The 25,246-nt window shown below is 66.9% G+C and carries 22 protein-coding genes; 11 read left to right on the top strand and 11 right to left on the bottom strand.

The genetic code is table 11. The features are described 5' to 3' along the window. The first annotated feature begins 227 nt into the window (after positions 1 to 227). Genes AC5P9W_RS04970 through AC5P9W_RS04950 form a run of 5 tightly spaced genes read left to right on the top strand, consistent with a single transcriptional unit; the run spans position 228 to position 6,236 of the window. Complete coding sequence (locus AC5P9W_RS04970) at positions 228 to 755, top strand: RNA polymerase sigma factor (protein ID WP_088496450.1); 528 nt, start codon at positions 228 to 230, stop codon at positions 753 to 755. Then, a complete protein-coding gene (locus AC5P9W_RS04965) occupies positions 752 to 1,720 on the top strand; it encodes a FecR family protein (protein ID WP_111201643.1) in 969 nt (322 codons plus the stop codon). Before AC5P9W_RS04970 ends, AC5P9W_RS04965 begins: the two co-directional genes overlap by 4 nt. A gap of 11 nt (positions 1,721 to 1,731) precedes the next feature. Further along, positions 1,732 to 4,530 carry a TonB-dependent receptor plug domain-containing protein gene (locus AC5P9W_RS04960; RefSeq protein WP_111201644.1) on the top strand — a complete coding sequence of 933 codons (2,799 nt, stop codon included), beginning with the start codon at positions 1,732 to 1,734 and terminating at the stop codon, positions 4,528 to 4,530. A gap of 45 nt (positions 4,531 to 4,575) precedes the next feature. Beyond that, on the top strand, positions 4,576 to 5,532 hold the full coding sequence (locus AC5P9W_RS04955; protein WP_495218920.1) for a hypothetical protein: 957 nt from the start codon (positions 4,576 to 4,578) through the stop codon (positions 5,530 to 5,532). Then, complete coding sequence (locus tag AC5P9W_RS04950; protein ID WP_206621291.1) at positions 5,529 to 6,236, top strand: hypothetical protein; 708 nt, start codon at positions 5,529 to 5,531, stop codon at positions 6,234 to 6,236. Before AC5P9W_RS04955 ends, AC5P9W_RS04950 begins: the two co-directional genes overlap by 4 nt. Before the next feature lie 59 nt (positions 6,237 to 6,295). Here the strand turns inward: AC5P9W_RS04950 and AC5P9W_RS04945 are convergent, their stop codons facing one another. The 7 genes from AC5P9W_RS04945 to murJ form a co-directional block, all read right to left on the bottom strand. Further along, the gene (locus tag AC5P9W_RS04945) at positions 6,296 to 6,985 is read right to left on the bottom strand and encodes a lysoplasmalogenase (RefSeq protein ID WP_206621292.1); all 690 of its coding nucleotides are present in this window, start codon (positions 6,983 to 6,985) and stop codon (positions 6,296 to 6,298) included. Beyond that, positions 6,982 to 8,865, bottom strand: a complete 1,884-nt coding sequence (locus AC5P9W_RS04940; RefSeq protein WP_495218919.1) for a M61 family metallopeptidase — start codon at positions 8,863 to 8,865, stop codon at positions 6,982 to 6,984. The genes AC5P9W_RS04945 and AC5P9W_RS04940 overlap by 4 nt, the downstream gene beginning before the upstream one ends. 116 nt (positions 8,866 to 8,981) lie before the next feature. Then, on the bottom strand, positions 8,982 to 9,932 hold the full coding sequence (gene ispH, locus AC5P9W_RS04935) for a 4-hydroxy-3-methylbut-2-enyl diphosphate reductase (protein WP_019659291.1): 951 nt from the start codon (positions 9,930 to 9,932) through the stop codon (positions 8,982 to 8,984). A gap of 27 nt (positions 9,933 to 9,959) precedes the next feature. Beyond that, on the bottom strand, positions 9,960 to 10,484 hold the full coding sequence (lspA, locus tag AC5P9W_RS04930) for a signal peptidase II (RefSeq protein ID WP_014646377.1): 525 nt from the start codon (positions 10,482 to 10,484) through the stop codon (positions 9,960 to 9,962). Then, complete coding sequence (gene ileS / locus AC5P9W_RS04925; RefSeq protein WP_197575894.1) at positions 10,484 to 13,315, bottom strand: isoleucine--tRNA ligase; 2,832 nt, start codon at positions 13,313 to 13,315, stop codon at positions 10,484 to 10,486. The genes lspA and ileS overlap by 1 nt, the downstream gene beginning before the upstream one ends. Next, complete coding sequence (locus AC5P9W_RS04920) at positions 13,312 to 14,259, bottom strand: bifunctional riboflavin kinase/FAD synthetase (RefSeq protein ID WP_019659293.1); 948 nt, start codon at positions 14,257 to 14,259, stop codon at positions 13,312 to 13,314. The genes ileS and AC5P9W_RS04920 overlap by 4 nt, the downstream gene beginning before the upstream one ends. A gap of 75 nt (positions 14,260 to 14,334) precedes the next feature. After that, positions 14,335 to 15,939: a murein biosynthesis integral membrane protein MurJ gene (gene murJ, locus AC5P9W_RS04915; RefSeq protein ID WP_032955127.1), complete on the bottom strand. Its 1,605-nt coding sequence runs from the start codon at positions 15,937 to 15,939 to the stop codon at positions 14,335 to 14,337. A 116-nt stretch (positions 15,940 to 16,055) separates the two neighbouring features. Here murJ and rpsT point away from each other — a divergent pair, with 116 nt between their 5' ends. After that, entirely contained in the window at positions 16,056 to 16,325 is a 270-nt protein-coding gene (gene rpsT, locus AC5P9W_RS04910; RefSeq protein WP_005408560.1) for a 30S ribosomal protein S20, read from the top strand. Positions 16,326 to 16,492: 167 nt separating this feature from the next. Here rpsT and cgtA read toward each other — a convergent pair whose 3' ends face one another. The 3 genes from cgtA to rplU all read right to left on the bottom strand — a co-directional run bounded on the left by cgtA (position 16,493) and on the right by rplU (position 18,313). Continuing rightward, positions 16,493 to 17,545, bottom strand: a complete 1,053-nt coding sequence (gene cgtA / locus AC5P9W_RS04905; protein ID WP_288041237.1) for an Obg family GTPase CgtA — start codon at positions 17,543 to 17,545, stop codon at positions 16,493 to 16,495. Between the two features lie 177 nt (positions 17,546 to 17,722). Further along, positions 17,723 to 17,986: a 50S ribosomal protein L27 gene (rpmA, locus tag AC5P9W_RS04900; RefSeq protein WP_005408558.1), complete on the bottom strand. Its 264-nt coding sequence runs from the start codon at positions 17,984 to 17,986 to the stop codon at positions 17,723 to 17,725. An 18-nt stretch (positions 17,987 to 18,004) separates the two neighbouring features. Continuing rightward, entirely contained in the window at positions 18,005 to 18,313 is a 309-nt protein-coding gene (rplU, locus tag AC5P9W_RS04895) for a 50S ribosomal protein L21 (protein WP_005408557.1), read from the bottom strand. 338 nt (positions 18,314 to 18,651) lie between these two features. On the opposite strand from rplU, the gene uvrA reads away from it, so the two are divergent. The 3 genes from uvrA (at position 18,652) to AC5P9W_RS04880 (ending at position 22,865) form a co-directional block, all read left to right on the top strand. Beyond that, entirely contained in the window at positions 18,652 to 21,642 is a 2,991-nt protein-coding gene (gene uvrA / locus AC5P9W_RS04890) for an excinuclease ABC subunit UvrA (RefSeq protein ID WP_019659296.1), read from the top strand. Continuing rightward, positions 21,642 to 22,049: an acyl-CoA thioesterase gene (locus AC5P9W_RS04885; protein WP_019659297.1), complete on the top strand. Its 408-nt coding sequence runs from the start codon at positions 21,642 to 21,644 to the stop codon at positions 22,047 to 22,049. The genes uvrA and AC5P9W_RS04885 overlap by 1 nt, the downstream gene beginning before the upstream one ends. A gap of 90 nt (positions 22,050 to 22,139) precedes the next feature. Then, complete coding sequence (locus AC5P9W_RS04880) at positions 22,140 to 22,865, top strand: hypothetical protein (protein ID WP_021203120.1); 726 nt, start codon at positions 22,140 to 22,142, stop codon at positions 22,863 to 22,865. Between the two features lie 72 nt (positions 22,866 to 22,937). Here AC5P9W_RS04880 and AC5P9W_RS04875 read toward each other — a convergent pair whose 3' ends face one another. After that, entirely contained in the window at positions 22,938 to 23,384 is a 447-nt protein-coding gene (locus AC5P9W_RS04875) for a copper chaperone PCu(A)C (protein ID WP_021203119.1), read from the bottom strand. Between the two features lie 34 nt (positions 23,385 to 23,418). On the opposite strand from AC5P9W_RS04875, the gene AC5P9W_RS04870 reads away from it, so the two are divergent. Further along, complete coding sequence (locus AC5P9W_RS04870) at positions 23,419 to 24,195, top strand: enoyl-CoA hydratase-related protein (RefSeq protein ID WP_188250118.1); 777 nt, start codon at positions 23,419 to 23,421, stop codon at positions 24,193 to 24,195. Positions 24,196 to 24,346: 151 nt separating this feature from the next. Further along, complete coding sequence (gene tesB / locus AC5P9W_RS04865; RefSeq protein ID WP_032953622.1) at positions 24,347 to 25,246, top strand: acyl-CoA thioesterase II; 900 nt, start codon at positions 24,347 to 24,349, stop codon at positions 25,244 to 25,246.

Genomic DNA, 25,246 nt, shown 5'->3' with positions numbered 1-25,246 from the left:
CTCCACCCGCAACACACGGGTCAGGAGTTCAACGTCCGGGCGGCGCAAACTCCCCCAGCGCACCAGCCCCCGAAACATGAATGCATTCACAATGGAATCAGGGGCCATGCACACTCTTCCCCATCCGGTCATCGTCGCGTAAAACTCGAAGACGCACCCGCCACCGACGCCCGAGGCCAGCCCTGTCCGCCCCCTCTCCTCTGATCCATCGCGCGCCGGACCTGTCCGTGCCGGCGGACGCGTTCATTGCGTTCGTACGGGAAGAGCGCGCGCCGTTGTGCGCTTTCCTGCGCACGCGCGGCGTTGGGCCGGAGGATGCCGAGGACATCGCGCAGGACTGCATGGAGCGGCTGATCCGCTATCGCGCGCACAGTGCCGACGAGCTGCGGTTGCTGCTGTATCGTATCGCCCGCAACCGCCTGGCAGACCGCGGCCGCTCGTCGCAGTCGCGGCCACACCTGTCCCTCGCCGAACACGATGGCGGCGACGAGCCCTCCAGCACGTCGCCCGATCCATTGCGCCAGGCCGAGTCCGGGCAGATGCTGTCCCTGCTGCGGCAGGCCCTGTTCAAGCTGCCCGAGCGCGCGCGCGAGGTGTACCTGCTCAACCGGATCACCGGCATGAGCTATACGCAGATCGCGCGGCACTGTGGAATCACCGCCAAGACCGTGGAAAAACATATCGCCCGCGCCCTGCAGGGCCTGCGCCAGGAACTCGGATCGGATCCGCTGCACAACGACAGGGACAACGGATGAGTCACGCCAGACCCAGGGAAGACACCCTGCTGTTCGAACGCGCCAGCGCCTGGGTGGCGCGGCTGGAGGCTCCGGACTGCACGCCGGGCGAGCGCGAGGCGTTCGAGGACTGGCTGGCCGAAGACCCGGCCCATGTCAGCGCCTGGATCGATGCCGAGACCCTGTTCCAGCGGGGCGAAGAACTGGCCGCCGACCCGTGGCTGCGCACCGCCGCGGCACGTGCGGCGCGGCCGGCGCAGCGTCGCTGGCTGCCGGCAGTGGCCGCCGCCGCAGGCGTCTGCCTGGCCATCGGGATCGGCTGGATGGTCGCCATCGACGGCAACCCCACAGCGCTGCGCTATGCCAACGATTCCCACCAGCCCCGGCAGCAGACGCTGGCCGATGGCAGCGTGGCCACGCTGGATGCGGGCACCACGCTGCACGCCCGATTCGGTTGGCGCCATCGCAACCTGGTGCTGGAACGGGGCCGCCTGCAGCTGCAGGTCGCACCGTCGAGCAAGGCGCTGCAGCTGCGCGCCGGCGACAGCACCATCCGCGACATCGGCACCACCTTCCAGGTGGAGCGCCTGAACGACGGCCTGGTCGAAGTCGCGCTACTGGAAGGTGCGGTGGAAGTCAGCAATGGCGGGGCCCAGCACACCCTGGCACCCGGCCAGCAGCTGCAGGTGCTGCCCTCGGGCCGCTTCCAGCCCGGCCCGGCGCTGTCGTCCAATGCCGCTGCCGAAGGCTGGCTGCAAGGGCAGCTGGTGTTCGATGCCACGCCGCTGTCGATCGTGGTCGAGCGCATGAACCGCTACGGTCGCACGCCGCTGGTGATCGCCGATCCCGAGATCGCCAGCCTGGCCGTGAGTGGCACCTTCCGTGCCGGCGATGCGCAGGAACTGCTGTCGGCGCTGGAACTGGGCTGGTCGGTGGCTGGCCAGACGCGACCGGATGGCGCGCTGGAACTGCGCCGCACGTACTGAGGAGGCCTGCAGTGAAGGCAGTACCGGGCGCGCTGCGGGAGGGGCTGCTCCGCACCCTGTTCTGCTTCGCGCTGAGCTTTGCCGCGCTGCCCTCTGCCGATGCAGCCGAACAGGCCGGCACCCTGGAGGTCGATGTGGGTTCAGGCCCGCTCGCACCTGCCCTGCAGCAATGGGCGCGCCAGAGTGGCATCGCCCTGCTGTTCGATGCGCGTGAACTGGATGGCCTGCGTACGGCCGGCACCCATGGCCATAGCGATGCGGCCGCGGCCCTGAAGGAACTGGTCGCCGGCATGCCGGTGACCATCCTGCGCACGCCTGCCGGTGGATTCGTCGTCCGCCGCACCCGGCCGGCACCGCCATCGCCACCGCCGGTCGCGGCGCGTGCGATGCCCGCGGCACCGTCGCCGGGCAGGGTGCCCGAGACGCCACCGCAGGTCGAGCTGGCGCCGATCCATGTCACCGGCAGCCGGCTGCCGCGCACCTCCGTGCAGACCACGCTGCCGGTGACCATCATCGACCGCGATGACATCCTGCGCAGCGGTTACGGCAGCCTGTTCGACCTGCTGCGGCACTTGCCGGGCATGAACGGCCACCCGGCAATGAGCACCTCGCGCAGTGGCGATTCGCAGTACCTGCCGGTGGGTGCGGCCACCACCACCAGCCTGGACGGCATGGGACCGCGTGCGACCTTGTTCCTGGTCAATGGCCGGCGCCTGCCACGCTATCCGATGGTGTCGCTGGAACAGGGCGGACTCACCGACCTGGGGGGCATCCCGCTCAGCTTCGTCGAGCGCATCGAACTGGTGCGTGGCGGTGCGTCGGCCATCTATGGTGCCGACGCGATGTCCGGCGTGGTCAACATCATCCTGCGTGACCAGGCCGATGGCCCTGAAGCCATGCTGCAGACCGGCCTGAGCGGGCGCGGCGACGCCGGCCAGTATCGCCTGCAGGCGGCCACCGGTGGCGTGCGCGACGGAGGGGACCGCTGGTTCGCTGGCATCGACCTGCATCGCATCGACCACGTGGCCGGCGATCGCCGCGAATGGCATGCGGAAACCTCGCAGTACCTGATCGGCGCGTTCCGCGATGGACGCTACTGGCCGGCAACGCGCTGCGAAGGGCCATTGAAACGGCGCGATGGTGCCTGCTGGTTCGACAGCGCACGCCCGCGTTCGCTGCAACCGGCCTCGGACACCGCCTCGGCCTACCTGCGCTATCGGCATGAGCGCGGCGAAGGTCGCTACGCCTACGCCGAGGCGAGGGCCAGCCACAACCGGCAACGCTTCGACCTCGGCCCGACCGCTGTAGCCATCGGGCTTTATGGGTTCACCTTCAACAGCGTGCTGCGCGAAGCCGGCAACGTGCGTCCGCATGTACGTGCCACCGATGCCGACGTCACCTTCGGCATCGGCCACGACCAAGGCCGCCGCAGCTGGGATGCCGGCATCAGCGCACAGCGCAGCGATGTCACTCTGACGACGTCCGGCACCGTGCGCGCCCAACCACTGCTGCGCGCGGCCGAGACGCTGGATTTCCTGCCCGGCTTCACCTCATTGCCGGCAGAGACCGCCGCGCAGTTGTTCCCGTCGATCCGCAACCGCGGGCGCACCGAGCAGTGGCAGGGCTGGTGGGGCATGCAGCGCGAGTTGATGCCATTGGCCGGCGGTGCTGCACAAGTGGCCACCGGCATCGACCTGCGCCAGGAACGCTGGACGTCGCATCCCGACGCGCTGCTGAGCCAGGGCGACCTGGCGCTGGGCCTGCCACAGGAACAACGCCACCTGTCACGCCGCAGTGGCGGTGCCTACGCCGAACTCGGCCTGCCATTGGCGCGCACGCTGCGTATGGACCTGGCAGCACGCTGGGACCGCGATGGCGGTTACCAGGCTTTCTCGCCCCGCGTGGGCGTACGCTGGAGCCCGACACCGCAGTGGTCATTCCTGCTTGCCACCGGGCGCGGCTACCGGGCCCCCAGCCTGTTCGAGCAACGGCGGCCGCCGGGCTATTTCGGCGCGATCGAACTACCCGCCTCCAGTGCACTGCCCGACTGCGCGCAGAGCAACGGCAACGGACGCTGCAGCGTAACCGTGGACGTGGTGGAGAACGATGCGCTGAAAGCGGAGCGGTCGCGCAGTCATTCCCTGGGTGCGACCTGGACACCGACCGATGCGTTTTCACTGTCGCTGACCCACAACATCGTCGAACTGCGCAATGAAATCCTGGCCCTGCAACCGGCCGATGCGGTGTGGAACCGCAGCACCTGGGAGCTGGACGAGGATGGACGCCTGTACAACCTGCGCCTGTCCTTCGACAACATCGGCCGCACCACGTCGCGCAACCTTGTTCTGCGCGGGGAGTACCACATCGACACCGGCAGCACCGGCCAGTGGCTGTTCTCCGTCGATGCATTGAAACAGCAGGAACTACGCCGCGAGCGTGGCCACGAAGCGACGGTGGACCTGCGTGGCCATGTCACGCCAGCAATGGCCGCCGTGCTCAATGTGCAGTGGCAGAACAGCAACTGGGACATCGCCCTGCGCGGCAACCAGGTGGGACGCACGCGTGCCTGGCTGCCCGGTGCGGAGTGCCCGGAAGAACAGCGCGAGCAGAACCATTGCATGAATCCGCGGCAGCTGCGCTGGAACCTGCATCTGGCAAGGCGGCTGGGGCCGCGCGTGGTCGCCGCGCTGGACGTGCACAACGTGCTCGACACGCAACCGGTGAACTACCTGGTCGGCAATGGCGGCCAGATGCCTGGGCTGGACGATCCACTTGGCCGCTATTTCCTGCTGACCCTGCAGATCCGCTGAGCGTAGTACCCTACGCGCCCTGTTCCATCGGTCCCCCACCACCCCATGAAGGCCTATCTCTGGTTCTGGGGCGCGTTCCTGCTGTTCTTCGCGTTGCCCTTCCCGTGCATCCTCTACTTCGGCACGTCGTGGCCCGTGGCGCTGGCTGATCGCAGTGCACCGTGGCTGGCACTGTTGCTGCTGGCACTGTCGCTCGCTGCATGGCTCGCTCTGCTGTTCGCGTTCCTGCATTTCCTGCTGCTCGGCCCACCACGCGCCCTGCATCGCGTTCGCTCGATCCTCGCCGATGGCGAACCACGCGATGCGCTGATCGAAAACGCTGAACAGACCGGCGTGCAGGTGCGTGGCTTCGCGCAATGGAAACTGCAGCTGTCCTTCAAGAACCTGTCCGGCACGCCGATCCGCGAACTGCTGCTGGTAGTCGACAGCAAGCCGCAACTGCAGCGCTTCGGCGTCGGCAGGCACGTCGATGCACGCCTGAGCCGGGTGCCGGGCGCGTTCCCGAACGTGGTACTGGACGGCGCCCAGCCCGAACTGAATGTCGCCAGCCTGTGGCGGCGTGGCATCGGTGCAGCACTCGGCATCGGAACCGTTGCCGCTGCCTATGTGTTGGCCTACCGGCTGCAGAGCGAGGGCCTGGGCTGGACCTTCCTGACCTTCGGCCACCCACTGCTGGTGTGCCCGCTGGTGTTGTGCGGCTACGCCCTGGTCCTGCGCCTGCTCGGCCGCCTGCTGCACGCCGATGCCCGCGGAGACGCGCTGAAGTACCGCGGCATCGGCGTGGATGCGAAGGTGCTGAAGCTGCGCCAGACCGGCACCTACCTCAACGAGCAGCCGCAGGTGGAGTTCCAGCTGGAGTACACCGACCGCGAAGGTGGCATACAGCAGGTGAGCGTGCGCCGCTTCATCCCGTTGATCGAGCTGGCCAACCTTCCACGCGAGCAGGTCACGCTGCTGTACGACCCGGAAGATCGCGGCAACGTTCGCCTGGAGGGTGTATGAAGCAGCCCCCCTCGACGCGACTGGTATTTTCGATGGTGCTGCTGTTGCTGGCCGGCGTCGCCGTTGCCGGCGGGGCACTGCAGACCCTTGCCGAAACGATGGGCCATTCGGTGCAGGATGACCGCGCAACCACGCCGATCACCAGGCCCCCACCGCGCGAGAGGCCTGCTTCGCTCGCACCGATTCCCGAACCGCGGTCGATGCCGATGCCCGAACGCAGCAACCGCTTGTTCGATGCGGACTACCTGCTGGCCGCCCGCCAGGCACTGGAACAGATGCCAGCCCTGGCCGGGCACCGGTTGATGGTGTTCCACAGCATCCACTTCTACGATGATGGCCGCATCAATCTGGACCTGGTCGATCCGCAGCAACCTACGCACGTGGACAGCTACCACTTCGAGCACGGCCAGTGGCGCAAGGGCGACCCGGTCGATCCGCAGCGCTTCGCGCCCACCATCACCCTGCGCCGCAGCAGCACGGCGCTGGCCAACATCGATTTCGAGGCGGTGCCACGCGTCGCCCAGGCGCTGCAGGCGCAGCGCAACGCGCTGATGGCCACGCCGGGTGACGTCGGCCACGTCTATGTGATCGTGCGCAAGGGTGGCAGGCTGGTGTGGCTGCCGGACGAGGTCGCCGGCGATCGCCAGTCCGCACGACTCTCGTTCGACGCACAGGGCCGTTCCGGCAACGCGAACCGACGATAGTCAACGCTAAAAGGGGACGGAGGGGATTAAGTCGTTTACGCCTTGGTGCCGTCTGCGACTTAATCCCCTCCGTCCCCTTTTTGCTGTTTCACCGAGCGGGCGATGGCGTACTGGGCGCCGTAGTAGATGGACAGCACCAGCAGGCTGGCCAGTGGCAGGCCGCCGGCGAAGCGGTCCCAGGCCAGCAGCGAATCGCTGGCGACGAACAGCAGCGCACCGACGGCAGCCCAGCGTGCACTGCTGGCTTCCACGGCAGCGGGCTGCGGGCTGCGCCACTGCCGTGCCAGGGCCAGCGCTGCCATCGATGCCAGCACCACCACGTATGCCAGCACCGGCACACGCATCGGCACCGGCAGGTGCGGCCACAGGCCAAGCACATTGAGTACGGCAAAGGCCGCCAGCAGGACGCTGGCGGCGAGCAGGCCGCGTCCGGCACGCAGGCCATCGCGAAAGGCCACGATGTAGCAGAGGTGCGCCAGCAGGAACGCCACCAGCCCCGGTACGAACGCGTCCATCGGCAGCATCAGCGCGATGTCACCCACGCACGACAGCAGCATGCCGGCCAGCACCGCGCGCCGGTAGATCGGCTGCGCAGGATCACGCACCCGCCAGGCGATGGCCGCGATCAGCAGCGTGGTCGCCGGCTTCGCCAGCCAATGCAGCCAGCGCCCGTCACCGTCCAGGAACGCACCGATGATGGCGAGGATCGCCATCAGCAGGATCAAGCCATCGCCGGCGCGCGGCTTCATCGTGGCTTCCACAGCTCCGCAAGGCGGTCAGGCTTTCCGGCAATGCGCTCCAGCACCGGGTACTGCAGGCCACCGTGGTAGTCGATGTTCATCGTGTCGATCCGATCGAACTGCTTCACCAGCAGCACGATCGGCGCCTTGTCCTTCGCCGCCGCAGCCACCGCGTCCTTCAAGCGCTGGCTGCTGTACTCGCGGCCGCCAACGGCAATCACCTTCATGCCAGGCGCCAGGCCGGCGTTGAAGGCCGGGCTGTCCCAGATCACGTCGCCGACCGTACCGTTGTCGAGCACCGTCGCACCCAGCGAGTACGCCAGCAATGCGGCCTTGGCGCGCTTCTCCTGCGCCTTGTAGGCATCGTTCGGCGTATCGCGGTAGACCAGCTTCCAGCCCGCCAGCTCCAGGCCACCGGTCAACGCGCCGTGGCCGTCCAGGCGCCCGCGCAGGAACGTCGCCCAGTCGTACGGCGCGATGTCGTTCAAGGTCGCGACCACGTCGTCGAAGGTGTACGGGTTGACGTCCCAGTCGCCATTGCCGACGCCGAAGAAGGCGCGCGCGAAGTCATCCAGGCTGCGGCGGTTGCCACTCAGTTCGCGCAGCTTGCCTTCCACTTCCAGCCACAGCATCTGGCCGCCGGAGTAATAGTCTTCGCTCATCTGGTAGTTGCGGTACGGCAACGTGCGGCGCTGGGCGATGGTCGGGTCGTTGGTGGTGTCCTGCAGCGGACGCCAGGCCAGGCCCGGGCGGCCACGGTCATAGGTCGCGGCCACATTGGCCAGCATGTCGCGCGCCTGCGCAGCCGACCACAACCCCGAGCGTGCCGCCAGCACCTGCCCCCAGAACTGGGTCTGCCCTTCGTACACCCACAGCAGGCTGTCGCCCATCGGCGTGTTGAAGTTGGCGGTGGCAAGATCCGCGCCGCGACGGTACTTGCCGTTCCAGGAATGGGTGTACTCATGCGGCAGCAGATCGCGCATCCAGGCGTTGCGGTCCCACTCGGTGAAGTAACCCGGGTCGGCGCTGTTCTCGCTGGAACGGTGGTGCTCCAGGCCGATGCCACCAAGACGGTCGGTCAAGGCCAGCAGGAATTCATAGCGGTTGTAGTGACGCGCACCGAAGAGCTTGTCGGCCTGCTGCACCAGCGCGCGGTGCATCGTGATCTGCGCGTCGGTCGGCTTCAGCGACTTGGCTTCGTCGGCAAACACATTGAGGTGCACCGGCACCTTCGCGCCCGGATCGAGATCGATGCGCTGGTAGTGCTCGCCGGCAAACAACGGCGAATCGACCAGATGGTCATACGAGATCGGCTTGAACACCACGGTATCGCCGTCGCGGCGCGCGGTTTCCAGCGCCGTGGCAAACGACCAGCCCTTGGGCAGGGTCACGCTGGCCTGCGCCTGCAGGTTGCGCGCATCTACGCCGGCCGGATACAGCGAATTGGCGTTCCACTGCAGGTTGAGCATTTCCGGGGTCATCACCACCCGCCCTTGGCTGCCGCCCTGCGAGGACAGGAAATCGAAGTGGGCGACGATCTCGCTGACGCCCTCGGGCACGTCCACCTTGAACGCATAGACGTTGTACTGGTCGCGCTGCCAGGCCAGCGGCTTGCCGTTGGCGGTGATACGCAGACCGGCCAGCTTGTCGATCGGGCCGGTGGGCGAATGGTTGCCGGGAATCCACTGCGGGTACAGCAGGGTGACCGGACCGGGCTTGACCGGCACGGTGGCGGTCACCTTGAAGATGCGACGGGCAAGGTCACGTGCATCCACATCGATGCGCAGCAGGCCTGGGGCTGCGGCATCATCCGATGGCGAGGCCTGCGCCAGCGCGGGCGTGGCGGCCAGCGCGAACAGCAACGACATCGCCAGGGCACGGGTCTTCATCGGCAACTTCCAGCATCGGACAATCCTCCGATGCTAGGCCTGTGCGATGGCGGGCCCCATGGCCAAAGGTCATGGATGTGCTTATCCACGCGTGGCGTGGATGAGGCCTTTCCCGGTCAGTCGACCAGGCGCAGGCGCAGTTCCTTCGGCAGCGCGAACACCATCGATTCCGGCTCGCCGTCCAGCTCGGACACGCCACTGGCACCCAGCTCGGCCAGGCGTGCCAGCACGCCGTCGACCAGCACCTGCGGCGCCGAGGCGCCAGCGGTCACGCCGATGTGCTGCTTGCCCGCCACCCACGCCGGGTCGATCTCGTGCGCGCCATCGATCAGGTACGACTCCACGCCTTCACGGCGGGCCAGCTCGCTCAGGCGGTTGGAGTTGGAGCTGTTCGGCGAACCGACCACCAGCACCAGGTCGCAGCGCTTGGCCAGATCGCGTACGGCGTCCTGGCGGTTCTGCGTGGCGTAGCAGATGTCGTCGTTCTTCGGGCCCTGCATCGCCGGGAAGCGCTCGCGCAGCGCATCGATGATGCCGCGCGTGTCATCCACCGACAGCGTGGTCTGGGTGGTGTAGGCGAAGTTGTCCGGCTGGTTGATCTGCAGCGTCGCAACCTGCTCGACATCCTCGACCAGGTAGATCTGCCCGGTACCGGCTTCGCGGTTCCACTGGCCCATGGTGCCCTCCACTTCCGGGTGACCGGCGTGGCCGATCAGCACCACGTCACGGCCAGCGCGGCAGTGGCGGGCAACTTCGAAGTGGACCTTGGTCACCAGCGGGCAGGTCGCATCGAACACCTTCAGGCCACGACGCTCGGCTTCCTGGCGCACGGCCTGGGACACGCCATGCGCGCTGAAGATCACCGTGTTGTTGTCCGGCACTTCATCGAGCTCCTCGACGAAGATCGCGCCGCGCTGCTTCAGGTCGTCGACCACGAAGCGGTTGTGCACCACTTCATGGCGGACGTAGATGGGCGCGCCCAGCGTTTCGATCGCGCGCTTGACGATCTCGATCGCACGATCGACACCGGCACAGAAACCACGCGGGTTGGCGAGCAGCACATCCATCAGTTCAATCTCCCGGCAGCGGCCGGCTTACGGTTTCGGATTGGCATTATCCGCCTTTTTGGCGGACTTGCCGTCGAACAGGCCAAACAGGGCGATGCCGATGGCACCCACCACGATGGCCGAATCGGCGATGTTGAACGAGGGCCAGGTGTAGCTGCCCACGTACCACTGGATGAAATCGACCACGTGACCGTGCACCTGGCGGTCGATCACGTTGCCGATGGCGCCGCCGATGATCAGTGCATACGGCACCGCGGCCTTCCAGTTGCCACGGGCGGTGCCGCGCAGCCACCAGGCCATCAGGCCGCTGATGGCGATAGCCAGTGCAGTGAAGAAGTACTTCTGCCAGCCACCGGCGTCGCTCAGGAAACTGAATGCCGCGCCGGTGTTATAGGTGCGGTACCAGTTCCAGAAGCCGTCGATGACCACCACCGGCTGGAACTCCGGGAGGCTGGACAGCACCCAGGCCTTGGACCACTGGTCCAGGCCGATGATGGCCACCGACAGCAGCAGCCAGACCAGCGCGTTCGGATGCGGACGGGGCGCGGCCATCAGAACCAGCTCCGCACTTCGCCGGCGCCGGTCACGTTATTCACGCAGCGGCCGCACAGTTCCGGATGGTCGGCGTTGCTGCCGACGTCGGCGCGGTGGTGCCAGCAGCGCACGCACTTGGCCTTGCTGGTCGGCTGGGCACTGACGAACACCTCGTCGGTGGTCGCCGGGCGCACCTGCACGTCGCCACTGATGAACAGGAAACGCAGTTCATCGGCCAGCGGCTGCCAGCGCGCGGCCTGCTCCTCGCTGGCGGCAATGGTGATCTCCGCTTCCAGTGCGGCACCGATCGCGCCGTTTGCCCGCATCGGCTCGAGCACCTTGGCCACCTGTTCGCGCACGGCCAGCAGCTGGTCGAAATCGGCGGCGTTGAGCTGGGCATCGGCCGGCAGCGGCGCCAGGCCGTCGTACCAGGTGGTGAACAGCACATGGCCAGCATGCTCGCCCGGCAGGTAGCCCCACAGCTCGTCGGCGGTGAAGGTCAGGATCGGCGCGACCCAGCGGGTGAACGCTTCGGCGATGTGGTACATCGCGCTCTGTGCCGAACGGCGACCGTGCGAATCGGTCGGCATCGTGTACAGGCGATCCTTGGTCACGTCCAGGTACAGCGAGCCCAGGTCCACGCTGCAGAAGTTCAGCAGCAGCTGCACGATCTCGGCCATGTTATAGCCGTCGTAGGCCGCCTTGATCTTCTCCTGCAGCTCCCACGCGCGATGCACGATCCAACGGTCCAGCGCGACCATCTGCTCGAGCGGCTGCAGGTGCAGCGCCGGGTCGAAGCCGTCCAGGTTGCCGAGCAGGAAGCGTGCGGTGTTGCGCAGGCGGCGGTAGGCATCGGCATTGCGCTTCAGGATCTCCTGCGACAGCGACATCTCGTTGCTGTAGTCGGCCGAGGCGATCCACAGGCGCAGGATGTCCGCGCCCAGCTTGTTCATGATGTCCTGCGGCTCGATGCCGTTGCCCAGCGACTTGGACATCTTGCGGCCGTGCTCATCCACGGTGAAGCCGTGGGTCAGGCACTGCTTGTACGGGGCGCGCTTGTCGATCGCCACGCCGGTCAGCAGCGAGGACTGGAACCAGCCGCGGTGCTGGTCAGAACCTTCCAGGTACAGGTCGGCCGGCTTGCCGAAGCCACGCGCGGCGAGCACGCCTTCATGGGTCACGCCCGAATCGAACCAGACGTCGAGGATGTCGGTGACCTTCTCGTAGTCGGCGGCTTCAGCGCCCAGCAGTTCGGCGGCATCCAGCGAGTACCACACGTCGATGCCCTCGGCTTCGACGCGGTCGGCGACCTGCTGCATCAGCTCCACCGAACGCGGATGGATCTCGCCGGTCTGCCGGTGGGTGAACAGTGCGATCGGCACGCCCCAGGTGCGCTGGCGCGAGATGGTCCAGTCCGGGCGGCCGTCGACCATGCTCTGGATGCGCGCCTTCCCCCAGGTCGGGAACCAGCCGACGGTGTCGATGGCGGCCAGCGCATCGTTGCGCAGGTTGGCCTTGTCCATCGAGATGAACCACTGCGGGGTGGCGCGGAACACCACCGGCGTCTTGTGGCGCCAGCAGTGCGGGTAGCTGTGGCGGATCGGATGGAACGCCAGCAGCGAACCGTTCTCGCGCAGCACGCCGACGATGGCCTCCTGCGCCTTCCACAGGTGCTGGCCGGCCAGCACCACGTCACCGGCCGGCGGGGTCGATTCCAGGTACACGCCACGACCGTCGATCGGGGTCACCTGGCCAGCGTTGTACTTGTCCAGCAGGCCGTACTTCTGGCTGACCACGAAGTCTTCCTGGCCGTGGCCGGGGGCGGTGTGCACCGCACCGGTACCGTCCTCGTCGGAGACGTGGTCGCCGTTGAGCACCAGGATCTCGCGCTCCGGGTAGAACGGGTGCGCCAGCAGCTGGTTCTCCAGCGCCGCACCGGTGGTTTCACCGTGCAGCACCACGTTTTCGACGCCATAGCGCTGCAGCGCGCGCTCGGCCAGCGCCGCAGCCAGCACCAGCCAACGGCGCTTGCCGTTGTGCGCCGGGCCTTCGGCCAGCACGTAGCGGATCTCCGCGCCCAGCGACACCGCCAGCGAGGCCGGCAGCGTCCACGGGGTGGTGGTCCAGATCGGTACGGCCACTTCCACGTCGGCCGGCACGCTCACGCCGAACGCCTGGCCGATGGCCTGGGCATCGCGCGCGGCGTAGGCCACGTCGATCGCCGGCGATTCCTTTTCCTGGTACTCGATCTCGGCCTCGGCCAGCGCCGAGCCACAGTCGAAGCACCAGTACACCGGCTTGGCGCCGCGCACCAGGTGACCGTTGGCCACGACCTTGGACAGCGCACGGATCTCGTTGGCTTCGAAGTCGAAGCTCAGGGTCTTGTACGGGTTGTCCCAGTCACCGGTCACGCCCAGGCGCTTGAAGTCCACGCGCTGGATGTTGATCTGCTCTTCGGCGAACTCGCGGCACTTCTGGCGGAATTCGACGGCGTCGAGCTTGGTGCCGACCTTGCCCCACTTCTTCTCGACCGCGATCTCGATCGGCAGGCCATGGCAGTCCCAGCCCGGCACATAGGGCGCATCGAAGCCGGCCAGGTAGCGCGACTTGACGATGATGTCCTTCAGGATCTTGTTGACCGCGTGGCCGAGGTGGATGCGGCCGTTGGCGTACGGCGGGCCGTCGTGCAGCACGAACAGCGGGCGGCCGGCGGCGTTGTCGCGCAGCTGCTGGTAGAGCCCCTGCGCTTCCCACCGCGCCAGAATGCCCGGCTCGCGCTTGGGCAGGTCGCCGCGCATCGGGAATTCGGTGGCTGGCAGGTTCAGGGTGGTCTTGTAGTCCTGGCTCACGCAGTGGCTCGCAATCTATGTTCGGAAAGGATGGCGCGCGCCTGTTCGGCGTCGCGGTGCATCTGGTCGGTCAGCGCCGCCAGATCATTGAACTTCTCTTCGTCGCGCAGCTTGGCGACGAATTCCACGTCGATGTGGCGACCGTACAGGTCACCCTGGAAATCGAACAGGTGGGCTTCCAGCAGCGGCTCCACGCCCTCCACCGTCGGCCGCGTGCCGAAGCTGGACACCGATGGCCACGGTTGGTCGAACACACCATGCACCCAGGTCGCGTAGATACCCGACAGCGCCGGCGTCTTCGGGAAACGCAGGTTGGCGGTGGGGAAACCCAGCGTACGGCCAAGCTGTCGACCGCGCACCACCCGGCCGCTGATCGCGTAGGGACGGCCCAGCAGGTCGTTGGCACGGGCGAAGTCGCCCTGCTGCAGCAGCTGGCGGATGCGGGTGCTGGAAATGCGCTCGCCATGCAGATCCACCGCTTCGATCTCGCCCGCGGTGAAGCCCAGTGCAGCGCCCATCTTCTGCAGCAGGGCCAGGTCGCCACGGCGGCGGTTGCCGAAGCAGAACTCCGGGCCGATCCACACTTCGCGTGCGCCCAGGCGGTGGGCCAGCAGCCGGTGGACGAAATCCTCGGCCGGCATCGCTGCCATCGCCGCGTCGAAACGCAACAGTCCGATCGCATCCACACCGAGCTCGCGCAGGATCTCGACCTTGCTGCGCGCCAGGGTCAGCCGCGGTGGCGGCGTGCCCTGGGAAAAGAATTCACGCGGCAGCGGCTCGAATGCCACGGCCACTGCGGCCACGCCCAAGGCGCGCGCGCGGGCAACCGCGTGGCGCACCAGCGCACGATGGCCCAGGTGGAGGCCGTCAAATGCACCGATACAGACCACGCTTCCGTTGGGGAACAGCGCCCCGCCCTCCACGCTTCTGAACAGCCTGCTCATCAACTCTCGTTCCGGCCCGACCGGGGCCGCCGCTTCAATGGTGTAACCCTGAAGTATAGCCGTCACGGCGCACGATCAATGCCCACGCAGGTCGCGCGGGCGGAAGCCCATCGCCACCATGGCAACCGCGTAGGTCGCGCCACCGCCACCGACCAGCAGCGCCAGGGCGCCGATCCGCTCCCACACAGTCATCGCCGAGAAGCCTGGCAGCCAGTGCAGCAGGGCCAGCAGCACCCCGACCATGGCCGCGCAGGCCAGCAGCAGCCGCAGCAGATAGCCAGCCCAGCCCGGCCGGCGGCGGTAGACATCGGTCTTGCCCAGCCAGTACCAGAGCAGGCCCAGGTTCAGGTAACTGGACAGCGCACTGGCAATGCCCAGCGCCAGGTGCAGGCCCGGCTGCTTGCCGATGGCCGCCATCACGCCCTGCGCCTTCAGCTCGTCCGGCACCATCACCTGGTACAACACCGCCAGAAGGGCGAAGTTGAACACCATGTTGGCCACCAGCGCGGCCACACCCGCGCGCACCGGCGTCTTGGTGTCCTGGCGGGCGTAGAAAGCCGGCAGTACCACCTTCAGCAGGGCGAATGCCGGCAGGCCGAAGCTCAGGCCGTACACCGACAACGCGGTCATGCGGGTATCGAAGGCACTGAACTGGCCGTGCTGGAAGATGGTCGCGATCAGCGGCTCGGCCAGCAGCAGCAGGCCCAGCATGGCCGGCACCGAGATCAGCAGGGTCATGCGCAGGCCCCAGTCCAACGAGCGCGAGAAGCCCTCGCGGTCGGTACTGACGTGATGGCGGGCCAGCGCCGGCAGGATCACCGTGCCCAGCGCCACGCCGAACACGCCCAGCGGCAGCTCCAGGAAGCGGTCGGCCAGCGACAGCCAGGACTGCGAGCCATCGGTCAGCTTGGCCGCGATCACCGTGTCCAGCAGCAGGTTGATCTGCGCCACAGAGGAACCGAACAGGGTCGGCACCATCAGCGTCATCACCTTGCGCACGCCCGGATGGCTCCAGCCCCAGCGCGGCAGGGTCAGCAGGTTGATGCCCTTCAGCGAGGGCAGCTGGAACAGCAACTGCAGGATGCCGGCCGCCAGCACCGCCCAGCCCAGCGCCAGGATCTGCTTTTCTGGCGTGCCGCCCAGCCGCGGCGCCAGCCACAGCGCACCGGCGATCATGCACAGGTTGAGAATGACCGGGGTCAGCGCCGGCATCGCGAAGCGCTGGAAGCTGTTCAGCGCACCGCCGGCCAGTGCGGTCAGCGAGACGAACAGCAGGAACGGGAAGGTCAGGCGGAACAGGTCGACCAGCAGGCCCTGCTTGACCGGGTCGGTATCAACGCCACTGGAGAAGACCGAGGCCAGCTGCGGCGCGAAGATCAGGGCCAGTGCGGTGACCAGCATCAGCACCCCGCCCAGGGTGCCGGCGGTGCGCGCCATCAGTTCGCGCAGTTCGGCGTGGCTGCGGGTTTCCTTCACTTCCGTGAACACGGGCACGAAAGCGGTGGCAAACGAGCCCTCGGCGAACAAACGCCGCAGGAAATTGGGTACCCTGAAGGCGACCCAGAAAGCATCAGTGATGGCGTTGGTGCCGAACGTGGTGGTCACCACGAAGTCCCGGACAAGTCCGAGAACGCGCGAGACCATGGTCATGCTGCTGAACGACAGCAGGCCCCGCAACAACTTGGGTGAACTCACTCAGCGTCCCTCTTGACAATCGACTTGACGTGCATTTCTTACGCCATCATACTAGCTAGCTTGCTGTTCCCATAACACCGATTTTTCAGGAAACCACCACCGTGGCCAATATCAAGTCCGCCAAGAAGCGCGCCAAGCAGACCGTCGTGCGCAACGCGCGCAACGTGGCTCAGCGCTCGATGCTGCGCACCGCTGTCAAGAAAGTGATCAAGGCGCTGGACGCCAACGATGCCGCCGGCGCCGAAGCCGCCTTCGCCGTTGCCCAGCCGATCCTGGATCGCTTCAGCGCGCGTGGCCTGATCCACAAGAACAAGGCTGCTCGCCACAAGAGCCGCCTGAACGACCGCATCAAGGCCCTCAAGGCCGCCTGATCCGGCGTTGCCGCCCTGCCCTCCGGGGTTGGGCAGCAGGCAAAAGCCCGGCCCCGGCCGGGTTTTTTGTTGCCTGCGGTCCGGGCGATCCGCGGAGCCGCGCGGCCAGCACTACCAAATAAAAAACCCGGCCGAAGCCGGGTTTTTCGCATGGAACCACAACGGCATTACTGCGCGTCGCGGGCTTCCTGCTCTTCTTCCTTCTGGCGATCGAAGAAGGCCATGATCCGGCTCATGATCGGGAAGGTACCTTCGCGACCCAGCGCGGAGATCAGGAACCACGGCTCCTTCCAGCCCAGCTCGGCGACGATCTGCTCGGCCGCGGCCTGCGCCTCGTCTTCGAACATCAGGTCAGCCTTGTTCAGCACCAGCCAGCGCGGCTTGTTCAGCAGCTCCGGATCGTGCTTCTCCAGCTCGCGTTCGATCGCACGCACCTGCTCCACCGGCGAAATCCCCTCCACGCCGCCTTCCATCGGCGAGATGTCCACCAGGTGCAGCAGCAGGCGGGTGCGCTGCAGGTGGCGCAGGAACTGCGCACCCAGGCCGGCACCATCCGCCGCGCCTTCGATCAGGCCCGGAATATCAGCGATCACGAAGCTGCGGTGGTTTTCCACCTTCACCACACCCAGGTTCGGGTACAGCGTGGTGAACGGGTAATCGGCCACCTTCGGCGTTGCAGCCGAAACGGCACGGATCAGGGTGCTCTTGCCGGCATTGGGGAAGCCCAGCAGGCCGACGTCGGCCAGCAGCTTCAGCTCCAGCTTCAGCGTGCGCTCCTCACCCGGCTCGCCCGGCAGCGCCTGGCGCGGCGAGCGATTGGTCGAGCTCTTGAAGTGCATGTTGCCCAGGCCACCGCGGCCGCCCTTGGCCACCAGCAGGCGGTCGCCGTGCCGGGTCAGGTCGCCGATGACTTCATCGGTGGCAACGTTGATGACCACGGTGCCGACCGGCACGGTGATGGTCAGGTCTTCGCCGCCCTTGCCGTAGGCCTGGCGGCCCATGCCGTTCTCGCCACGCTGCGCCTTGAAGATGCGCTCATGGCGGAAGTCGACCAGGGTGTTCAGGTTTTCGTCGGCGCGGATGTAAACGCTGCCGCCCGCACCGCCGTCGCCGCCGTCCGGGCCGCCGAGCGGAATGAACTTCTCGCGACGGAAGCCAATGCAGCCGTTGCCGCCGTTGCCGGCGAACACTTCGATTTCTGCTTCGTCTACCAGTTTCATTGTTTCGATGCCTGCGATGGGCGCGGCCTGCTGGCCGCCACCTTGAATGTCATGCCGGCCGCGGGCCGGTAACCCGGCCCAGCCGGTCTTGCTTCAACTCTAACGAAAAGCCCCGCCGAAGCGGGGCTCTTCATGCAGCACTCCCATGCCGGGGCACGGGTGCCGGCGATGCCTGGATCAGGCGTCGGCCGAGACGATGCTGACGGTGCGGCGCTTCTTGGCGCCCTTGACCGAGAACTCCACCTTGCCGTCCACGAGGGCGAACAGGGTGTGGTCACGGCCCAGGCCAACGCCGGTGCCCGGGTGGAACTGGGTGCCGCGCTGACGCACGATGATGTTGCCGGCTTCGATGGCCTGGCCGCCAAAGATCTTGACGCCCAGGTACTTCGGGTTGGAGTCGCGACCGTTGCGCGAGGAGCCTACGCCCTTTTTATGTGCCATGACTGCTTCTCCTGATACTTAGCCGGCGATGCCGGTGATCTCGATTTCGGTGTAGTACTGACGGTGACCCTGACGCTTCATGTGGTGCTTGCGGCGACGGAACTTGATGATCCGCACCTTGTCAGCACGACCCTGGGACAGGACCTTGGCGGTGACGGCAGCGCCCTTCAGCGCATCGCCCAGCTTCACGCCATCGCTGTCACCCAGCATCAGGATGTTGTCGAACTTGATCTCGCTGCCGACTTCGACTTCGAGCTTTTCAATGCGGAGCTTTTCGCCCTGCGCCACGCGGTATTGCTTACCGCCGGTGACCAGTACTGCGTACATGACCAGGCCTTCCTCTGTAGTTATTGTGGTCTGAACTGCCGCCATCGAGGGCGGACAGGAGCGGGATTGTACGCAGATCAGCGGGCGCGGGTCAAGTCAACCCCTGAACGACCCACGGGCCCGGGCCTGCAGGCCGAGCCATGCACGGCTGAACGGTTCGCGGTCCAGGCCGCTGCACATGGCCCGACCCTACACAAAGCTGTCGGCCGGTCTCACAACGTGAGACGCCGGGGTGGCATTGTCGCCCATTGCCCCCATCTGGTCACCTCGGTAGGCTGACCGATTGCCGTTCCCTGCTGGCCCGGCACCCAGCCAACGCCCCCACAACCGGATCCCCCATGGCGATGGATTTCATCCGCATCCGCGGCGCGCGGACGCACAACCTGAAGAACCTCGACCTCGACCTGCCCCGCGACAAGCTGATCGTGATCACCGGCCTGTCCGGTTCGGGCAAGTCCTCGCTGGCGTTCGACACCATCTATGCAGAAGGCCAGCGCCGCTACGTCGAGTCGCTGTCGGCCTATGCGCGCCAGTTCCTGAGCGTGATGGAAAAGCCGGACCTGGACCACATCGAAGGCCTGTCCCCGGCCATCTCGATCGAGCAGAAGTCGACCTCGCACAACCCGCGTTCGACGGTCGGCACCATCACCGAGATCTACGACTACCTGCGCCTGCTGTACGCACGCGTGGGCACCCCGCGCTGCCCGGACCACGGCTACCCACTGGAGGCGCAGACGGTCAGCCAGATGGTCGACCAGGTGCTGACCCTGGACCCGGAGCAGCGCTACATGCTGCTGGCCCCGGTCATCCGTGACCGCAAGGGCGAACACGCACAGGTCTTCGACCAGCTGCGCGCGCAGGGCTTCGTGCGTGTGCGCGTGGACGGCGAGCTGCACGAAATCGATGCGGTGCCGCCGCTGGCGCTGCGCCAGAAACACACCATCGAGGCGGTGATCGACCGCTTCCGCCCGCGCGAGGACATCAAGCAGCGCCTGGCCGAGAGCTTTGAAACGGCGCTCAAGCTGGGCGATGGCATGGCCTCGGTGCAGAGCCTGGACAGCGCCGATGCTTCGCCCACGCTGTTCTCCTCCAAGTACTCCTGCCCGGTCTGCGACTACTCGCTGCCGGAGCTGGAACCGCGCCTGTTCTCGTTCAATGCACCGATGGGTGCGTGCCCCGGCTGCGATGGCCTGGGCATGGCCGAGTTCTTCGATCCGTCGCGGGTGGTGGTGCATCCGGAGCTGTCGCTGGCCGCCGGTGCGGTGCGCGGCTGGGACCGTCGCAACGCCTACTACTTCCAGCTGATCGCCTCGCTGGCCAAGCACTACAGGTTCGACGTGGACGCTGCGTGGAACTCCCTGTCAGCCAAGGTGCAGCAGGCCGTGCTGTACGGCAGCGGCGATGAAACGATCACCTTCACCTACTTCACCGAAGCCGGCGGCCGCACCCAGCGCAAGCACCGCTTCGAAGGCATCATTCCCAACCTCGAACGCCGCTACAAGGAGACCGAATCGCCGGCGGTACGCGAGGAGCTGTCCAAGTACATCAGCGAACGCCCGTGCCCGGAGTGCAACGGCGCGCGCCTGAACAAGGCGGCACGCAACGTGTTCGTGGCCGACCGCCCACTGCCGGAGCTGGTGGTGCTGCCGATCGACGAGGCGCTGAAGTTCTTCAGCGAGCTGAGCCTGCCGGGCTGGCGTGGCGAGATCGCCGCGAAGATCGTCAAGGAAATCGGTGAGCGCCTCGGCTTCCTGGTCGATGTGGGCCTGGATTACCTGACCCTGGAACGCAAGGCCGACACCCTGTCCGGTGGCGAGGCGCAGCGCATCCGCCTGGCCAGCCAGATCGGCGCCGGCCTGGTGGGCGTGATGTACGTGCTCGACGAACCGTCGATCGGCCTGCACCAGCGCGACAATGAACGCCTGTTAGGCACCCTCACCCGCCTGCGCGACCTGGGCAACACGGTGATCGTGGTCGAGCATGACGAGGACGCGATCCGCCTGGCCGACTACGTGCTGGACATCGGCCCGGGCGCGGGTGTGCATGGCGGCGAGATCGTCGGCCAGGGCACCCTGCAGGACATTCTGGAGGCCCCGCGCTCGCTGACCGGCCAGTACCTGTCCGGCAAGCGCGCGATCGAGATTCCTGCTCGCCGGCACACGCCGAACCCGAAGATGACGCTGCACCTGCGCGGTGCCAGCGGCAACAACCTCAAGGGCGTGGACCTGGCGATTCCGGCGGGCCTGCTGACCTGCGTGACGGGCGTGTCCGGCTCGGGCAAGTCGACCCTGATCAACGATACCCTGTTCTCGCTGGCTGCCAACGAGATCAACGGTGCCTCGCACCCGGTTGCGCCGTACAGGGAGATTGATGGCCTGGATCTGTTCGACAAGGTGGTGGACATCGACCAGTCGCCGATCGGCCGCACCCCGCGATCGAACCCGGCCACCTACACCGGCCTGTTCACGCCGCTGCGCGAGTTGTTCGCACAGGTGCCGGAGGCGCGTGCGCGCGGCTATTCGCCGGGCCGTTTCAGCTTCAACGTGCGCGGCGGCCGCTGCGAGGCCTGCCAGGGCGACGGCCTGATCAAGGTGGAGATGCACTTCCTGCCGGACGTGTACGTGCCCTGCGATGTCTGCCACGGCAAGCGCTACAACCGCGAAACGCTGGAGATCCTTTACAAGGGCTTCAACATCAACGACGTGCTGGAAATGACCGTCGAGGATGCGCTGAAGCTGTTCGAGCCGGTGCCGTCGATCGCGCGCAAGCTGGAAACGCTGGTGGACGTGGGCCTGAGCTACATCAAGCTGGGCCAGAGCGCGACCACGCTGTCCGGTGGTGAAGCCCAGCGCGTGAAGCTGTCCAAGGAACTGTCGCGCCGCGATACCGGCCGCACCCTGTACATCCTCGACGAGCCGACCACGGGCCTGCACTTCCACGACATCGAAGCGCTGCTGGGCGTGCTGCACAAGCTGCGCGACGAAGGCAACACGGTGGTGGTGATCGAGCACAACCTGGACGTGATCAAGACCGCCGACTGGATCGTGGATCTGGGCCCGGAAGGCGGCCATCGCGGTGGCACCATCCTGGTCACCGGCACGCCGGAGGATGTGGCGGCCTGCCCGCAGTCGTACACCGGCCAGTTCCTGGCCCGCATGCTGCCCTCCACCAGCGCGCGCCCGGAGCAACCGGCTGCGGTGGCCAACAAGCCCGACGCCCGTCCGCCACGCAAGCTGAAGCCTGAGAAGCCGGCGAAGAAGGCGGTGGCTGCCAGGAGCACCGGCAAGACCAGCAAGACCGCGACGACCCGCAAGAAGAAGGACGCCTGATGAGCAGCGAACACAAGATCCTGGCCCGCATCCCGATCAGCGTGCGCTGGCGTGACATGGACAGCATGGGCCACGTCAACAATGCCAAGTACATTTCCTACCTGGAGGAAGCGCGCGTGCGCTGGATGCTGGGCGTGGAAGGCGTGTCGATGACCGACCGCATCGCACCGGTGGTGGCCGCGACCAACGTCAACTACCGCCTGCCGATCGTGTGGCCCAACGACATCCTGGTCGAGCTGTTCGTCGAGCGCCTGGGCAACAGCAGCGTGACCATCGGCCACCGCATCGTCGACCAGCAGGACGACTCGAAGCTGTACTCGGATGGCAACGTGGTGGTGGTCTGGATGGATACGCAGACCGGCAGGAGCGCACCGCTGCCGGAGGCGATCCGCAGCGCTTCCACCTGAAGGTAGTGCCGGCCGCTGGCCGGCAACCTCCAGATGCTTCGCGCATGCCGGCCAGCGGCCGGCACTACCGATCCCATTCAAAGGACTGAGATGATCCACCAGACTGAACTGCGCGACCTGCTGCCCGGCATGGTCCCCTTCCCTACCGATGTCTTCCCCGCTGACCAGGCGTGGCTCGCCCAGCATCTGCTGCCGCTGCTGAAGATCGACCTCGGTGTGCTGCGCCCTGAACTGGCCGGCCAGGTGGCAACGATGCTGTGCCCGATCGAGCCGTACGACGGCTGCATCGGCGAGACCACCGAAGAACACCACAACGACTTCACCAGCACCAACTGGATCGCCTTCGAGCTGACCGCCGGCAACCAGATGCGCTTCCTCGGCAACGAGGGCTATTTCATCGGCGATCAGGTGGATGACAAGCACGCGCGGAAACACATCGCGCAGATGCGCGAGAGCTATGCCAAGGCGCGTGACTACCATGCCACGCACGGCCGCCTGGCCTGCTACTCGCGCTATGGCAAGGACGAGCCCAGCGAGCGCGATTACCTGGATACGCTGGGTGGACGGATTTCCTGTGGCAACTGGATCGAAACAGCCGATATTCCGGCCGCCTTCACCCTGGAATTCACCGACGCCGCCAACGACCGGCATGCTCCAGATGATGCCGAACTGGCGATCATCCGCCACGGCGGCCACAAGTTCTTCGCCGTGGCCGAAGTCGCTGGCTACAACTGGTGCGCCACCGGCGCCGACGCGATAGTGATGCTGTATGAGCCGGTGAGCCGCACGGTGCTGTTCTCGTACGATTGGTCGTAAGACCCTGCGGTAGTGCCGGCCGCTGGCCGGCATTTCCTGTCCTGCCGGCCAGCGGCCGGCACTACCCGAGCCTCATTTCGCAGCCTTGCGCACGGTCAACGTCGCACTCGCTTCGCCGCCGCCTTCCAGCTGCAGCCGCAACGGCAACGCCTGGCCTTCCTTCAACGCGCCCTTGCCCTGCATCAGCATCAGGTGCAGGCCGCCGGGCTTGAGCTCGGCACGCGCGCCCGGCGCCAGCGGCAGGCGTTCGATCGCGCGCATCCGGCTGACGCCATCGACAATCGTGGTCTCGTGCAGTGACACATCATCGAAGCTGCTGCTGGCTGCGCCAGTGATTGCCACCGCCTTGCTGCAGCCGTTGTGGATCACGCCGTAACCAGCGGTCATCGGCATCGCCGGATTCGGTGGCAACCGCGCCCAGCCCTGCTCCACCGTGACGCAGGCCGGTTCGGCCGCTGAAGCCGATGCTGCGGCCGCACACAGAACCCACAGTACGCCAACGAATGGTTTGGTTATCATCGCCCAGGTTCCTTCTTCGCAACGAGACCGCAGCATGACGACGCTCATCGAGGTGATCAACCACGGCCCCATCCGCGAGCTGCGCCTGGCGCGGCCGCCGGTCAATGCACTGGACACCGACCTGTGCCGGCAGTTGATCCACGCCATCGAGCTGGCCATGGCCGAAGACGCGCACGGCATCGTGCTGTCGGGCAGCGAGCGCATCTTCACCGGAGGCATGGACGTGCCGCACCTGCTCTCGCACGGCGATGACAAGCAAAGGCTGCTGGACACCTGGAACGCCTTCTTCGGCGCGGTGCGCACGCTGGCCGAGAGCCGTATCCCGGTGGTGGCCGCGATCACCGGCCACGCGCCGGCCGGTGGCTGCGTGCTGGCGCTGTGCTGCGACTACCGGGTGATGGCGCGCAGCGCCGATCCGTCGCGCCCGTATGCCATCGGCCTGAACGAAGTGCAGGTCGGCCTGATCGCGCCGGAGGGCATCCAGCGGCTGCTGCGGCGTGCGGTGGGTGTGCACCGTGCCGGCGTGCTGCTCACCACCGGTTCGCTGGTGCCGGCCGAACAGGCACTGCAGATCGGGCTGGTCGATGAGCTGGCCGAGGGTGACCTGGTGGTGGCACGTGCCGTGGCCTGGCTGCAGAACCTGCTCAAGCAGCCGCGCCAGCCGATGTTGCTGACCCGCGCCATCGCCCGCGCCGACCTGCACGAGGCGCTGCACCCGGACCTGATCCAGCTCGACCGCTTCGTCGAGGCCTGGTTCGCCCCGGATGCACAGAACGCGCTGCAGGCGCTGGTGGCCCGCCTCGGCAAATAACGGTAGTGCCGGCCGCTGGCCGGCAGCCACAGGCAGTCCAAGAGGATCATGAGGTTGCCGGCCAGCGGCCGGCACTACCGAAGATCGGGCAGCCGGCCTGCACCGGTATAATCGGGGCCTCTTCACTGCTGTGGCCGCCCCCTTGAACGACATGCCCGAACCCGTCGTCTCCGAGCTGATCGACCTGCTCACGCTGGAGCGGCTGGAGGACAACCTGTTCCGCGGGCAGAGCCGCGACATCGGCACCAAGTACGTGTTCGGCGGGCAGGTGCTGGGCCAGGCGCTGGCCGCAGCGCAGGCCACGGTCGACAATGGCCGCCACGTGCACTCGCTGCACGCCTATTTCCTGCGCGCCGGCAACATCGACCACCCGATCGTCTACGACGTGGACCGCACCCGCGATGGCGGCAGCTTCTCGGTGCGACGGGTTACCGCGATCCAGCACGGCAAGGTGATCTTCTTCTGCGCGGCCTCTTTCCAGCAGGCCGAGACCGGCGCCGAGCACCAGCACAAGATGCCCGAGGTGCCGCAGCCGGAAGACATCGAACCGAACCGGCCGCTGCCGGCCGAGGTGCTGGAGCGACTGCCGATCAAGGTGCAGCGCTGGCTGTCGCGTGGCGGCCCGTTCGAGTTCCGCCACGTCTACCCGCGCGATGAACTGAACCCGCCCAAGCGCCCGCCCTACCACCAGGTGTGGCTGCGCCTGAGCGAACCGGTCGGCGATGCGCCCGAACTGCACCAGGCGCTGCTGGCCTACGCCTCCGACTTCCACCTGCTGGGCACGGCGACGTTCCCGCACGGCATCAGCTACTACCACCCGCACGTGCAGATGGCCTCGCTCGACCACGCGATCTGGTTCCACCGCCCGTTCCGTGCCGACGACTGGCTGCTGTATTCGCTGGACAGCCCCAGCGCGCAGGATTCGCGCGGCCTGGCCCGCGGCCAGTTCTTCACCCGCAACGGCGTGCTGGTGGCCAGCACCGCGCAGGAAGGCCTGATCCGCGTGGTTCCCGACCAGGCTGCCGCGGCCGCCGTGCCGGCCAAGGAGTAA

It is taken from the genome of Stenotrophomonas sp. YJH_SMC_33, assembly GCF_059372295.1.
This window is presented reverse-complemented; position numbering and strand designations above follow the sequence as displayed.

What these genes read in the sequence shown, in the direction of transcription:
- cgtA (WP_288041237.1), bottom strand. Translation starts at nt 17,545, where the DNA reads ATGAAACTGGTAGACGAAGCAGAAATCGAAGTGTTCGCCGGCAACGGC.
- AC5P9W_RS04950 (WP_206621291.1), top strand. Translation starts at nt 5,529, where the DNA reads ATGAAGCAGCCCCCCTCGACGCGACTGGTATTTTCGATGGTGCTGCTG.
- AC5P9W_RS04880 (WP_021203120.1), top strand. Translation starts at nt 22,140, where the DNA reads ATGATCCACCAGACTGAACTGCGCGACCTGCTGCCCGGCATGGTCCCC.
- AC5P9W_RS04870 (WP_188250118.1), top strand. Translation starts at nt 23,419, where the DNA reads ATGACGACGCTCATCGAGGTGATCAACCACGGCCCCATCCGCGAGCTG.
- tesB (WP_032953622.1), top strand. Translation starts at nt 24,347, where the DNA reads ATGCCCGAACCCGTCGTCTCCGAGCTGATCGACCTGCTCACGCTGGAG.
- AC5P9W_RS04920 (WP_019659293.1), bottom strand. Translation starts at nt 14,259, where the DNA reads ATGAGCAGGCTGTTCAGAAGCGTGGAGGGCGGGGCGCTGTTCCCCAAC.
- AC5P9W_RS04940 (WP_495218919.1), bottom strand. Translation starts at nt 8,865, where the DNA reads ATGAAGACCCGTGCCCTGGCGATGTCGTTGCTGTTCGCGCTGGCCGCC.
- AC5P9W_RS04885 (WP_019659297.1), top strand. Translation starts at nt 21,642, where the DNA reads ATGAGCAGCGAACACAAGATCCTGGCCCGCATCCCGATCAGCGTGCGC.
- AC5P9W_RS04875 (WP_021203119.1), bottom strand. Translation starts at nt 23,384, where the DNA reads ATGATAACCAAACCATTCGTTGGCGTACTGTGGGTTCTGTGTGCGGCC.
- AC5P9W_RS04965 (WP_111201643.1), top strand. Translation starts at nt 752, where the DNA reads ATGAGTCACGCCAGACCCAGGGAAGACACCCTGCTGTTCGAACGCGCC.
- uvrA (WP_019659296.1), top strand. Translation starts at nt 18,652, where the DNA reads ATGGCGATGGATTTCATCCGCATCCGCGGCGCGCGGACGCACAACCTG.
- rpmA (WP_005408558.1), bottom strand. Translation starts at nt 17,986, where the DNA reads ATGGCACATAAAAAGGGCGTAGGCTCCTCGCGCAACGGTCGCGACTCC.
- lspA (WP_014646377.1), bottom strand. Translation starts at nt 10,484, where the DNA reads ATGGCCGCGCCCCGTCCGCATCCGAACGCGCTGGTCTGGCTGCTGCTG.
- ispH (WP_019659291.1), bottom strand. Translation starts at nt 9,932, where the DNA reads ATGGATGTGCTGCTCGCCAACCCGCGTGGTTTCTGTGCCGGTGTCGAT.
- AC5P9W_RS04945 (WP_206621292.1), bottom strand. Translation starts at nt 6,985, where the DNA reads ATGAAGCCGCGCGCCGGCGATGGCTTGATCCTGCTGATGGCGATCCTC.
- AC5P9W_RS04955 (WP_495218920.1), top strand. Translation starts at nt 4,576, where the DNA reads ATGAAGGCCTATCTCTGGTTCTGGGGCGCGTTCCTGCTGTTCTTCGCG.
- rplU (WP_005408557.1), bottom strand. Translation starts at nt 18,313, where the DNA reads ATGTACGCAGTACTGGTCACCGGCGGTAAGCAATACCGCGTGGCGCAG.